Annotated in this window: 12 protein-coding genes, 3 tRNA genes and 1 riboswitch; of the genes, 1 reads left to right on the top strand and 14 read right to left on the bottom strand. The window is 49.0% G+C overall.

Going from position 1 to position 13,034, the window contains the following annotated elements; all coding sequences use genetic code 11:
- Positions 1 to 2: 2 nt before the first annotated feature.
- A riboswitch (FMN riboswitch) is annotated at positions 3 to 141 on the bottom strand.
- A 54-nt stretch (positions 142 to 195) separates the two neighbouring features.
- The 13 genes from PUE40_RS07105 to PUE40_RS07170 all read right to left on the bottom strand — a co-directional run bounded on the left by PUE40_RS07105 (position 196) and on the right by PUE40_RS07170 (position 10,178).
- Entirely contained in the window at positions 196 to 1,290 is a 1,095-nt protein-coding gene (locus tag PUE40_RS07105; RefSeq protein ID WP_277672341.1) for a DNA/RNA non-specific endonuclease, read from the bottom strand.
- Between the two features lie 99 nt (positions 1,291 to 1,389).
- A complete protein-coding gene (locus tag PUE40_RS07110; RefSeq protein ID WP_154554645.1) occupies positions 1,390 to 1,758 on the bottom strand; it encodes a hypothetical protein in 369 nt (122 codons plus the stop codon).
- 105 nt (positions 1,759 to 1,863) lie between these two features.
- Positions 1,864 to 2,400, bottom strand: coding sequence for a hypothetical protein (locus tag PUE40_RS07115; protein ID WP_277672342.1), 537 nt, complete (start codon positions 2,398 to 2,400; stop codon positions 1,864 to 1,866).
- Between the two features lie 172 nt (positions 2,401 to 2,572).
- Positions 2,573 to 3,340 carry a helix-turn-helix domain-containing protein gene (locus PUE40_RS07120; protein WP_277672343.1) on the bottom strand — a complete coding sequence of 256 codons (768 nt, stop codon included), beginning with the start codon at positions 3,338 to 3,340 and terminating at the stop codon, positions 2,573 to 2,575.
- Positions 3,341 to 3,486: 146 nt separating this feature from the next.
- Positions 3,487 to 3,846 (bottom strand): Lin0512 family protein, encoded by a 360-nt coding sequence (locus PUE40_RS07125; protein WP_154554648.1) that lies wholly within the window; start codon positions 3,844 to 3,846, stop codon positions 3,487 to 3,489.
- A 368-nt stretch (positions 3,847 to 4,214) separates the two neighbouring features.
- On the bottom strand, positions 4,215 to 4,574 hold the full coding sequence (locus tag PUE40_RS07135) for a flavodoxin family protein (protein ID WP_154554649.1): 360 nt from the start codon (positions 4,572 to 4,574) through the stop codon (positions 4,215 to 4,217).
- 135 nt (positions 4,575 to 4,709) lie between these two features.
- A tRNA-Met gene (locus PUE40_RS07140) sits at positions 4,710 to 4,785 on the bottom strand.
- An 11-nt stretch (positions 4,786 to 4,796) separates the two neighbouring features.
- Positions 4,797 to 4,885 (bottom strand) — tRNA-Leu (locus PUE40_RS07145).
- A gap of 12 nt (positions 4,886 to 4,897) precedes the next feature.
- Positions 4,898 to 4,972, bottom strand: a tRNA-Asn gene (locus PUE40_RS07150).
- Positions 4,973 to 5,214: 242 nt separating this feature from the next.
- A complete protein-coding gene (proC, locus tag PUE40_RS07155; RefSeq protein ID WP_277672344.1) occupies positions 5,215 to 6,021 on the bottom strand; it encodes a pyrroline-5-carboxylate reductase in 807 nt (268 codons plus the stop codon).
- A 105-nt stretch (positions 6,022 to 6,126) separates the two neighbouring features.
- The gene (gene hypD, locus PUE40_RS07160; RefSeq protein ID WP_277672345.1) at positions 6,127 to 8,502 is read right to left on the bottom strand and encodes a trans-4-hydroxy-L-proline dehydratase; all 2,376 of its coding nucleotides are present in this window, start codon (positions 8,500 to 8,502) and stop codon (positions 6,127 to 6,129) included.
- Between the two features lie 3 nt (positions 8,503 to 8,505).
- Positions 8,506 to 9,414: a trans-4-hydroxy-L-proline dehydratase activase gene (locus PUE40_RS07165; RefSeq protein WP_154554652.1), complete on the bottom strand. Its 909-nt coding sequence runs from the start codon at positions 9,412 to 9,414 to the stop codon at positions 8,506 to 8,508.
- Between the two features lie 221 nt (positions 9,415 to 9,635).
- Entirely contained in the window at positions 9,636 to 10,178 is a 543-nt protein-coding gene (locus PUE40_RS07170; protein WP_154554653.1) for an NADH peroxidase, read from the bottom strand.
- Between the two features lie 280 nt (positions 10,179 to 10,458).
- Between PUE40_RS07170 and PUE40_RS07175 the strand changes: the two genes are divergently transcribed.
- The gene (locus tag PUE40_RS07175; RefSeq protein WP_154554654.1) at positions 10,459 to 10,884 is read left to right on the top strand and encodes a metal-dependent transcriptional regulator; all 426 of its coding nucleotides are present in this window, start codon (positions 10,459 to 10,461) and stop codon (positions 10,882 to 10,884) included.
- A 161-nt stretch (positions 10,885 to 11,045) separates the two neighbouring features.
- Here PUE40_RS07175 and PUE40_RS07180 read toward each other — a convergent pair whose 3' ends face one another.
- Entirely contained in the window at positions 11,046 to 12,716 is a 1,671-nt protein-coding gene (locus PUE40_RS07180) for a formate--tetrahydrofolate ligase (protein WP_277672346.1), read from the bottom strand.
- Between the last annotated feature and the right edge of the window lie 318 nt (positions 12,717 to 13,034).

Raw genomic sequence — 13,034 nt, forward strand, 5'->3', positions numbered from 1 at the left:
CTGACCATCTTCTTTCATCCAGACTATACTGTCGGCTTCGGAATCTCACCGAATCATGCGGTTTTCCGGAACTCCGTCCCTCGGAAAACGCTCGCGGGCTGTACCGCCGGTGGGGAATTGCGCCCCGCCCCGAAGATTTTAAATTGCCATTGTTATTATACTACATCCCGGCCAAAAGTAAAGATTGTATTTTCCTTACGGATGACAATTTCCGCAGGGGCTGTACCCCTCTGCAATCAGCTGTTTCCGGGACTCCTTGGTGGTCACGGTATTCCGCTCGCTCATCTGCTTCACGGAATAGCAAGATGGGTAGTGGAATTTTCCCGTGTTGGTGTTCACGATGTATTTGGTGCCCTGCCCCTTCTTCACCGTATGCTTCTGCAGCTTCTTGGAGGAATACGTCGTGCCGTTCTTCCGGGTGCGGTATCCGCTCTTATCTCCGGAGATGGTGGATTTGCTCTCCCCGGTGGCATAGTCGATCTTAATCTTCGGCTGCACGTTGTAGCAGTAGACGTTAAAAGAAATTCCGTGCCCGCCGTCTTCCACCGACAAAGCTTCCATGTGGACGCCTCGGGCGACGGCTTCATCTCCCTTAAAAACAGGTGTCACGCGGTACATCACATGGTTTCCGGTGGACCGAAGGTATTCGGCCACTTTCGATTCGAAAGGCTCCATCCCTTCCACATTCATGTACCGAGTGCCGGTAATCAGATTGCGGGCCACCGCATCGTTTCCCGTCAGCTGCCAGCCGATTAGGTGGCAGCGGTTGTACAGGCTTCCGCCGGAGACGCTTCGGTACTGCACACTGTGCCATCCCGTGGGATGGATCTCGCTGATGGATCCTCGCTGCTGACCGTCTTTCGGCATGATCTCCCGCCCCAGGCAGGCCAGAGTGCCGGTGCACCGTCCCAGACGGTCCAGATCTCCCAGTCGCTCGTAGGCCTTCTTCGAGATTTCCGATTTGCGAAATTCCGGCTTCCCCCCGTTCAGCTCCCGGTAGGGCTGTCCGGAATAATTCGGTACAGTTTTCCGGATGCTTTTGTCCGACAGGTTCTTGGGAGACAGGCCGCCGGATTTGTATCCGGCATTGGCCACGCCGGCCTCCGCGTGAATGCCCTTGGATTGAATGAGGTTCTGAATTTCATCTCCCTTATGGGCGAAGAGGATGCCGGCGGCGGCAATTAAAATCACCGCCAGGGTGAGAATCCGCTTCCGGTTGGCACACCGTCCGTCTTCGCCGGGGCCGGGTGTTTTTTTATTCGGTTTTTTTGTGGTATGGTTTGCACTCATGTTCACAGTGTCCTTTTTTATTGTATTTTAAGTTTATTATACCATACGCTCAAAACAAAAATCCCGGTCGTCGGGCCGGGATTTTTGCTTATTCACCATTTAATCTTCCATCAGCTTGCCTGTCGGGCTCATGCTGGAAGGGGTATACTTGCCGTTCTCATCCGCCTTGAACAACACGTGCAGGCGAGAATTCTCATCCGGGCCCGGGAAGTCCACCACCAGGTAACCTTCTCCCCAGCTTTCAGTGGAGTCCTCGTCCTCCACATACTTCACGCCCAGAAACTGTTCCATTTCTTCCGGCGTCAGTTCATACCACTTGGTTTCCCGCAGCTTGTCGTACTGCTCCTTGGTCACGGTTGCGTTTGGATCGATGCCGTCGTCTTTTTTCTTATCTTCTCCACCCCCGCAGGCGGCCACTGAGAAGCACATCATCAAAGACATCACCACCGTCATTATTTTCTTTTTCATGTCTCTCACCTTCTCTCGAAATGATTCTTTCGAATCTCGGGTGCGATAACGGTTTTGTGTAAAACATACGAAGTACTTCTTGCTTGTGAGAGTATTTTACCAAGTTCACGCCGGCGGAACATCACCCGAAAGGGTATTTTTCGGGGTCTTCCCTTTTTCCGCCGGATAAACGGCAATGGATTCCTTGGACTTCGGCATCCTCCGAACCATCCTGCGAGACAGTGTGCAGCTGTTATGATAGTAAGGATAGTATTTCAGGTATATTCGAGGAATCCGAAAGAATCCTTCCGGTCGCTGATTGGATACGCCAATTGCATCCCCCAGCCATTCTCCCGGTTTGGCCTTTTCCCCATATCCCAAAAGAAGCGACAGCGGATCGTCCTCCACTTCATAGTAATATCTTTCCGTCGAAAAATCTGCATTATAAACACGTGCCACAACCGCAGTCTCTCCCAGTTCATAGTAGATTCCCTTGGTATAGTTTATCGTGTAGCGGTATTCTTCGGTTTCCCTTTGGAACAGTCCGTGGAACGGATGATTGATGTCAATTCCGAATTCGTTGGGAACATCTATACCTGCTCTAACGTCTGCAATATAAGCTCCGATATATTCCCGCACACATTCTTCCGCTTCTTTGAACAAACCGGATACATCCTGATATGTCTCGCAAATTAAATCAAACACATCTTCTGGATGACCGAATTCCGATGTTGGAAACGGCGGAACCGTTTCCTTCTGCTCCCCACAAAAAAACCTCCGACGCCGCCTCATCCGCGGCCGTCGGAGATTTCCTCTCATTCTATTTTTTCTACATCTACTTGCTTTTCTTCCACACAATGGAATTGCCCGCATTCGCATCCACAATTCGATTTACATCGCTGAACCACATATACGTCAAAATGGCGCTTCCGCCCTTCTTCCCGAAAACCCGGTCTAAATTGCTCATCTTCAGGATCAGCTCCACGGTATCCGCCCCCTCTTTGGAGGATCCCACCGAAACAACCGTCCGATCCGGCACCTCCAGCGTTATGCAGGTGGCCGTTTTGCTGTTCATCAATTGATTGTACTCTTCCCCCTCGAACACGTAAATTCCCTTGCTCGGGGCTTTGGTCCCGTTCACCCCGTAGTAGATTCCCGTATTGTCGTTTGGAAGTTTATAAAAAGCCATCTTCCGACCCCGATCGATTTTCACATCGTCGAGATGAATTGATTTCACCTCCACCACCTCCGCACCGCAGTCTTCGGCGCTCAGCCGAACGTAGGTATGGTTCAGAGCGAACAACCCCAGTCCCACCAACAGAAGCAGCCCCACCGTGAGCGCCGCCATCTTATAGTTCTGGAAACGCCCCTTGCGCTGTTCCTTCGTAATCTCCTGCACCATCTTGCCATCTCCTTTCACCAGAGCGTCCAAGGAAATATCAAAAGAATCGCTGATAAAAACCAGCATCTCCAGGTCCGGATAGCTTTTCCCGTTCTCCCAATTGGAAATGGTCTGCCGTGTGACACTGCACCGCTCCGCCAGCCCTTCCTGGGTCAGGTTATTTGCTTTTCTCAGCTCCGTAATTCTTCTTCCAAGTTCCATATTCGACACCCTCTCCCGAAAAATATTTGCAAGATGATTCTGCCTTTATTATGGCCGAAAGTCTATCCAATTACATTTGCATCGCCCATAAAAACAGCGCAAAGAATCTTTGCGCTGCGTTAAAGTCATAGGTTTCCGTCTTTCTTTTATGCATCCACGTACACGGTAAGTGCGACGATTGCGATTGTAATCTCGGTTTTCGGTTTTCCATTCAAGGCAATCCCCTCCGGGTTTGCACCGCCGTGATGCACCTCTGTTTCCACATTCCACCAGTGCAGATAATCCGTTACGATTTTCGGATCCACTTCCTCCGGATGCGGAGCATAGATGTCCGCCTTGATAAATGCCTGCTTCTTTCGGTCGGTAATCTCAAAAATCTCTGAGATTCCTGCCATGCAGCAGTGATGGATGGCATCTTCCGTAGCCTTCCGCACCGCATTGTTCTGGTCGCCGCCGTGCATATCCACACCCTGTCCAAATTCAATTAAAAGTCTCTTCATTGCCATGCTGTACCTGCCACTCAAAATATGATTAAATATGCTCACATCGAGATAATGTAAGATGTTTGGTTTTCACTATCTCTGCAATTGTTTTTTTGCTGTAATCAGTACGAATATTATTAATCTTATGATGAAGTTTTTGTACCTTAAGCCTTTGTTTTTGTATATTTACTCTTTGAGTGGCTCCTCCTTTCTTTAAGTTTTCATACTTTCGAGAAAGACTCCTCTGTTCTCGAATGATTTGTTTTTTATACTTACGAAGCCCATCCAGCCTACAAATCATAAGTGTAATAACGCCTATTAGTTGGAGTTCGGTTTGCCTCCTTTGCAGCTCGCATCTGTTATGTTCAATAACCCGAAACTTTAAATATGCTTTATAAGTTTCTTCCAATATTTTCAAGTTCTTTTATAGAATCCTTGTTTTTTGCAAGTTCATCACTGGCTGTTGCACAATATGATTTTTGAAAAATTACATCCCATGAAAGATATTTCGCCATGCAGCCGAACTGTTTGTCAATTAACTCATACTGGATGCTGTCCACCGGGGCTCCTCCCACAACGATTGTTCCAATTTTTTTATTTTTCAGCTTCAAACCGCGGCAGTAACATTTATCGATGATAAGTTTCAACTGTGCAGACATTCCCCACCAATATACCGGAGTAGCAAAAAGAATCACATCTGCAGCGGCAATTTTATCAATCGTTGGATTTGTATCATCCTGGTCAACCTCCAACTCCTTACTTCATGAAATATTATACCTTTTTTCGATTATCCCGGCAATAGCCCTAAAACCCCGTAACCACGGGCTTTCCCCGTAATTTCGAGACATAAAAAAACTCGAAGCAAATGCTTCGAGATTAGTTTCAATTGGTTGCGGGGACAGGACTTGAACCTGCGACCTCCGGGTTATGAGCCCGACGAGCTACCAACTGCTCTACCCCGCGATATTAAGAATTGGTGCCGGAAACCGGGGTCGAACCGGTACGAGAATCACTTCTCACGGGATTTTAAGTCCCGGGCGTCTGCCAATTCCGCCATTCCGGCGTAAAAAATAAATGGCTCCGAGGGTGGGGCTCGAACCCACAACCTACCGGTTAACAGCCGGTTGCTCTGCCATTGAGCTACCTCGGATTAATTCACCCCTTATTTGCGACTCCTATAGTATACGTCATTTCGAGCTTCATGTCAACACTTTTTTAAAATTCTTTTCAAAAGTGTTTTTCGTGTTCTCAAATCAAACGTATTACTAACATATTATACACATTCGCTATGCTAATTGCAAGTCTTTATTTATTATCCCCAGGATAGAAGAGCTGCCGCATCCCTGCGACAGCTCCTCCGGCAATTATAAAACCCACTAAGGAAGTAGTGTCTTATTTTGCGCTCTGCATAGCGATGGACTTTTCGGTCGCTGCAGTTACACCTTCGATAACGGTAGTTCTCAGACCACCCAGCTCCAGCTCTCTAACACCGGCAATTGTGGTACCGGCCGGGGAAGAAACCATGTCCTTCAGCTCGCCCGGGTGCTTTCCGGTCTCCAAAACCATCTTTGCTGCGCCCAGTACGGTCTGTGCAGCGAATGTGTACGCCTGCTTTCTCTGCATTCCACCGTTAACGGCAGCATCTGCCATTGCTTCGATGAACATGAATACATAAGCCGGGCCGCTTCCGCTCACACCGGTAACGATGTCGAACAGGTTCTCCGGCATGATTTCAGCCTTACCAAATGCGTTCAAAATGTTCAGTGCGCGCTGAGTTTCTTCCTCCGTTACATATTCGTTCGGGCAAGCAGCGGACATACCCTCTCCAACCTGAGCCGGAGTATTCGGCATAACACGAACTGTTTTTACCGGCTTGCCGAACTGCTCTGCCAAGTATGCCAGAGTTCTGCCGGCACCGATGCTGATGAACAGGTGCTTATCTGTTACGTGATCCTTAATTCCCTCGATTACGCCGGCATAGTACTGCGGCTTGATGGTCAGGAAAACAGTATCGCAGTTCTCCAGAATTTCGACGTTGCTATCGGTTACATTGATTCCGTTTACTTCCTTTGTCTTCTGTCTGCTTCCTTCGAAAGGATCTGCACCCCAGATATCCTCCGGCTTGTACAGGCCGGCCTTGATAATGCCGCCCATCATTGCATTGGCCATTACTCCGCATCCGATAAATCCAAGTTTCATTTCATTCTCCTTTTCTTCACACTTGAGATAGTTAATTGGTTAACACCTTTTATTTATGCCACAGGCGCTCCCGCTAGAGGAACGCCTATGGTAAAAGCAATTATATTATTCGAAAGACTGTTCCGTACGTTCGATGATTTCGTCCTGCAGCGGCTTGTCCAGGTTACGGAAGAAGTCACTGTATCCGGCAACACGGACAATCAGATCCTTGTGATCTTCCGGATGTTTCTGAGCCTCAATCAGAGTCTGACGATCTACTACGTTAAACTGAATGTGGTGTCCATCCATTGCAAAGTAGGAACGAACCAGGCTGGCCATGTTGTTCAGACCTGCTTCACCGGCAACTACGTTCGGTGTGAACTTCTGGTTCAGCAAGGTACCTGCGGTTGCCAGGTGATCCATCTTTGCACAAGACTTGATTACAGCGGTCGGACCGTTGGTATCTGCGGATTTCTCCGGAGAAATACCCTCGGATACCGGCTTGTGAGCCTTTCTGCCGTTCGGGGTAGCCAGGATAACGTCACCGAAGTATACGTGGCAGGTGGTCGGCAGCATGTCGATGCCGTACTTTCCGCCTTTCATGTTCGGGCGGCCAACGATGGTGTCGTGATACAGATCGAAGATTTCTCTCATCAGATCATCGGCGTAATCGTCATCGTTTCCGTACTTCGGAGTCTTATCGTGAACCAGGCTGTAGATGTAATCATAGCCTTCGAAGTCATGTTCCATTGCATCGATCAGTTCTTCCATGGTGAAGTTCTTCTCGTCGTATACGTTGTACTTAACAGATGCTACACAGTCGGTAACGGTTCCGATTCCAACACCCTGGATGTAGTTGGTGTTGTATCTTGCACCACCGGCATTGTAGTCCTTTGCGTTGGAGATGCAGTCGTTGGTTACAACGGACAGGCACGGTGCCGGCATTTCCTCTGCGTACAGTCTCTCAATTACGTTGTTTCCGCGAATCTTGATGTCAACAAAGTGCTTCAGCTGCTTCTTGAATGCAGCCCACAGCTCGTCAAAGGTCTTGAAGTCCTTCGCATATCCCAGCTGCAGACCCAGCTGCTTGCCGGAATACTCATCAAATCCGTTGAACAGAGTCAACTGGAAAATCTTCGGAATGTTCATGTATCCGGTCAGGATATATGCTTCGCTTCCCCATGCACCGGTCTCTACGCAGCCGGAGGATCCGCCTCTTCTTGCATCTTCCAGAGATTTTCCGGCATTAATCAGCTCGGTAATCTGTGCTTCGGTGTTGTAGAATGCAGGCTGTCCCCATCCCTTTCTGGAAATTTCACAAGCTCTCTTCAAGAACTTCTGCGGAGACTTCTTGCTGATGGTCACGTTGGAGTTCGGCTGAACCAGCTTCATCTCGTCCATGCAGTCCAGAATCAGGTAGCTGACATTGTTAACTCCGTTCTTTCCTTCCGGAGTTACACCACCGGTGTTGATGTTGGCAAAGTCGGTATATGTTGCACTCTCTTTCAGGGTGATACCTACTTTTACCGGAGCCGGCTGGTTGTAGAACTTCACCCACAGGCACTCCAGGAGCTCCAATGCGTGCTCGTCGTCCAGGATTCCTGCTTCTACGTCTGCTTCGTAGTATGGGTTCAGGTGCTGGTCCAGTCTGCCCGGGCTGAATGCGTCCCAAGGGTTCAGCTCAGTGGTTACTGCCAGGTGAGTGAACCAGTACAGCTGAATTGCCTGCCAGAAAGTCTGTGGCTTGTGAGCCGGTACAACTTCCAGGTTCTTTGCAATCTGCTCCAGCTCTGCCTTTCTCTTTGGATCGTTCTCCGCTGCAGCCTTCTCAACAGCCATCTCGTGGTATCTTTCACCCAAAATGATAACCGCGTCACAGCAGATATCCATGGCCTTCAGTTCTTCCATCTTATCGGAAGCTTCCGGATCGTTCATCCAATCCAGCGCGTCCATGGTCTTCTTAATCTTTTCCTTGTAATCCAAGTAGCCGGTAGTGAATACCTGCTCTCCGCCGCATGTATGTCCCGGGCCGCGCTGTTCCATGAACTCGGTGAAGATGCCGGCTTCGTAGCAATCATGCCATTCCGGTGTCATTCTGGACAGCAGCTTCTCACGAATGGTTCTGCCCTTCCAGAACGGGATGATTTCTGCAGCCTGCAGCTTGCGATCTTCTTCTGTAGTATGGAAGGAAACCAGCTTTCTTTCACTCATAACCTTCATATCCTCTTCGCTGTGGCAGCACAGCTCCGGGAATGTTGGGGAAGCCTGTGGGTTCTTACCTTTCTCACCCAGAATCAGCTCATCATCGCCGAAGTACAGGGTCTTCTTGGAAAAGTATTCCTTCAGAGTCATCGCTCTCATTACCGGAACAGAATACTTTCCGTCGTTTTCCTTGTAAAAATCTGTTTCGATTTTTGCTCTCTCCAGGTCGATGTGAACCGGCGTGGTTACACTCTGTTCTCTCAGGCGCTGGATTCTTTCGTTCATACCGCGTTTTGCCATTTTTTAACCTCCGATCTTGGTATTCGCATATCCTGCTTCTTTGAACATCTCCGCAAATTCCTGCATTTCTTCTTTTGTAGGTGCCTGCAGGTCCGCACCTTCATATGTCATTCCGATTCTCGGGTACTTACTGCATCCGGTGTTATGGTACGGAAGCAAGTTGACCTGAGCGACATGAATGTTGTTTTTATGAAGGAAATCGATGGTTGCCCGAATGTTCTTTTCCGTGGCGTTGACTTCCTTAATCATCGGAATTCGGATGTAGATCCGAGCTCCGTCTGCGCTCAGCCGGCACAGGTTGTCCAAAATTCGGGCATTGTCTGCCCCCATGTATTTCTTGTGAATCTCCGGATCCATCGACTTCACATCGTACAGGAAGGTGCTTACGTACGGCAGCATTGCCTTAAACCGTTCGTATGGCGCCTCACCGCAAGTGTCTACCGTGATGTCGATGCCCTGACGGTGCAATTCTTTTGCCAACGCCAGAACGTATTCCGGATCGACACTCATAACCTCTCCGCCGGAAAGGGTCACTCCGCCGCCGGACTCTTCGTAGAACATCTGATCTTTCAGAAGTTCTTTCACCAAAGGACGAATCTCGTGTTCATGTCCCAGGATATCCCGGATGCTGCTCGGACAAGCCTTTACGCACTTACCGCAAAGCATGCACTTCAGCGGGTTGGTAACCGCCTTGCCATTCTCAATCTTGATGGCATCGTTTGGACAGGCTTTCATACAGAATCCGCATCCAACGCATTTTGCTTCATCAAACTGCATCTGTGGATTATACTTCTGGGTCTCCGGATTATGGCACCAAACACAGTGCAAAGGACATCCTTTAAAGAACACCGTCGTCCGAATTCCATCACCGTCATGCACCGAGAATTTCTGAATATTCGTAATCGCGTGCATCTCTTTATCTCTCTTTCTGACTAAGTTATAGACCGCGGTCTATTCTTATCTTGATTATACTCTCTGACAGATAATTGTCAAGAAAAAAACTATAGTTATTCATTATTTTTATAAAGGTATTTCTTGGATTCTTTTGAACGATAGCAGACGCATAAAAAAAAGGATGTCTCGCTGAAAAATTCAGTGAGACATCCAAATACTCAAGTCTAACGGTGCCGGTTCTAGCCGAAGTATCTCTCCAGCAGACCCTTGAATGCTTTGCCGTGACGAGCTTCGTCGCGAGCCATTTCATGAACGGTATCATGGATTGCATCCAGATTTGCAGCCTTTGCTCTCTTTGCCAAGTCGGTCTTGCCGGCAGTTGCGCCGTTCTCTGCAGCAACTCTCAGCTCCAGGTTCTTCTTGGTGCTGTCGGTAACAACGTCGCCCAGCAGTTCTGCAAACTTTGCAGCGTGCTCTGCTTCTTCGTAAGCAGCCTTCTCATAGTACATGCCAACTTCCGGATAGCCTTCTCTGTGAGCCACTCTTGCCATTGCCAGATACATACCAACCTCAGAACATTCACCTTCGAAGTTCGCTTTCAAATCTGCCAGGATATCTTCGCTCACGCCCTGTGCAACGCCAACTACGTGCTCAGCTGCCCAGCTCATTTCGTCATCCTGTTTTGTAAACTTATCGCTGCCAACGTGGCATACCGGACATTCTTCCGGCGGCTGATCTCCCTCGTGAACGTATCCGCATACCTGACATACCCATTTACTCATAATTCTTACCTCTCTTTCATGAACCTTTTTCAAACTATACTGTATTCGAAAGGTTTACTTTACTTATCTCGTATAGTTAGTATAATCGTTTCCGCTTTGGAAGTCAACCCCTCTTTTAAATACTTCACGGAATACTCATATTGGATGGCGAAAGTGTTTTTTTGAGGGGATATCCGGAGGTTAGACGGATTGAACAAAAACGCGTCACACCTTGTTTTATACTTCTAACTGTGGTATTCTATGTAGAGATTATACAGGCAAAACGGGAGGATTCACCACCATGGAAATACGGAAATCATCCGAAGATTATCTGGAAACGATGCTGATGCTCAAGGAACAGAACGGATATGTTCGCTCCATTGACATTGCAAAACATCTGAATGTGACAAAGCCGAGCGTTTCCTACGCTACCAAACGGCTTCGGGAGAACGGCTATATTGAAATGAACAACGATGGGCTGATTACGCTGACCGATTCCGGGATGGCCATCGCTCATAAGATCCTGGACCGCCACAAGATGCTTTCCCAGTTTCTGATTATGCTGGGCGTGGACAAGGATGTTGCCGACGAGGATGCTTGCAACATCGAGCACGATATCAGCAACGAGTCCTTCGAAGCGATTTGCAATCACGTGAATAATTTCATGTCCGAATGCCCGAGAATCAATTCCTTCGCACCGGATTGCGAAGGCCGGACACGGGAATAGCACAACGGTACTTCAAGGCTTTGCGGGATTTCTTGCACCAAGTCCCGAGCCCGCCGCCAAGCGAAAACATGAAAGACCTGTATCGTCTGGCTTTAGCTGACGATACAGGTCTTTTCTTATGCTTATTGTCAGAGCAGCCAAGGCTGACCCTACTTTGTCTATTAAGACAATCCGATGATGGTGCCGTCGGACAGGATATCCATTCCGTTGGCTGCCGGAACCTTCGGCAGACCCGGCATGGTCATGATGGATCCGGTGAGCGCCACGATGAATCCGGCGCCGGCAGATACTTTTACCTCCCGAACGGTGATTCGGAAGTTCTTCGGTGCACCCAGATTCTTCGGGTCATCGGTGAAAGAGTACTGTGTCTTTGCCACGCAGATCGGCAGGCGGTCCAGGCCAAGTTTCTCCAGCTCCCGAACCTGCTTCAGAGCATCTGCGGTGAAGTCCACGCCATCCGCGCCGTAGATTTCAGTCGCGATGGTGTTCATTTTATCTTCGATGGAATCGTTCACATCATACAGCGTGTGGAAATCGGATTTCTGATTCTCGCAGATGTTGATGACTTCCTTTGCCAGCTCCATTCCGCCTTCGCTGCCCTTTGCAAATACTTCGGACAGAACCACGTCGATACCCTTCTCCTTGCACAGATCTCTCAGCAGTTCCAGCTCGGCTTCCGTATCGGTTGGGAAACGGTTGATGGCAACCACTGCCGGAACACCGTATTTTGCCACGTTGTCCAGGTGGCGAAGCAGGTTCGCCGATCCGGCTTTCAGTGCATCCAGGTTTTCCTCTGCCAGATTATCTTTTGCCACGCCGCCGTTCATCTTCAGCGCACGAACCGTTGCCACGATTACCGCAACATCCGGCTTCAGTCCGGCATACCGGCACTTGATATCGAAGAATTTCTCCGCACCTAGGTCCGCACCGAATCCGGCCTCGGTGACCACGTAATCGCCCAGCTTCAGTGCTGTCTGCGTTGCCATAACGGAGTTGCAACCGTGAGCGATATTGGCGAAAGGTCCGCCGTGAATAATAGCCGGTGTGTTTTCCAGCGTCTGTACCAGGTTCGGTTTAATGGCATCCTTCAGAAGCAGTGCCATCGCACCGGTCGCCTGCAGGTCGCCGGCGGTTACCGCTTCACCCTTGCTGTTGTACGCAACCACCATTCTGGACAGGCGCGCTTTCAGATCCTCGATGTCCGTTGCCAGGCACAGAATTGCCATGATTTCGGAAGCCACGGTAATGTCGAATCCGCTTTCCCGCATCACGCCGTCGCCCTTCTTGCCCAGGCCGACGATGATGTGGCGCAGGGAACGGTCGTTCATATCCATCACGCGCTTCCACACGATTTTCTTCGTTACGATATCCAGCGCATTTCCCTGGTGGATGTGGTTATCCAGCATTGCCGCCAGCAGGTTATGTGCCGAAGTGATGGCATGGAAATCCCCGGTAAAATGCAGGTTGATATCATCCATCGGTACCACCTGGGAATATCCGCCGCCGGCAGCGCCGCCCTTAATGCCGAAGCACGGTCCCAGAGACGGCTCTCTCAGCGTGGTAATGGTCTTCTTTCCCAGCTTGTTCAGCGCCATAGACAGTCCCACGTTCGTGGTGGTCTTTCCTTCTCCGGCCGGAGTCGGGTTGATGGCGGTTACCAGCACCAGTTTTCCGTTGGGACGGTCCTTCAGCCGCTCCAACACATCCGGGCTGATTTTCGCCTTATATTTTCCATACAGCTCCAATTCATCATCCGAAATATCCAACTGAGATGCGACCTCCACAATTGGTTTCATCTGCGCTTCCTGTGCAATCTGTACGTCTGTCTTCATATAAAACCTCCTAGATTCAATCATATAAGTCCTACGCTTATTGTAGCAAAACATGTTATATCATTCAATATAGCCGTCAATTGTTACTATACTAAACAAATTTATAACGTTATTCTAAAAGAAAAAGTTCTTCATTTTTTCTCGGAGATTGCCTTTTCGTATACGAGTCCATTCAGTGTTCGCTTATATAGTAGCCTGGGTCAAAAAGTGCGATTCTAACTGCATTAGTTAAAATTTACGTGTGCAATCTTATATGTCTAGAAATTTGAAGGCACTTCACGCTTTTTGACAGAAAACGCGGATTCAGCGTGAACGTAA

It is taken from the genome of Mogibacterium kristiansenii, assembly GCF_029224645.1.
GTDB classification, from domain to species: Bacteria; Bacillota; Clostridia; order Peptostreptococcales; family Anaerovoracaceae; genus Mogibacterium_A; species Mogibacterium_A kristiansenii.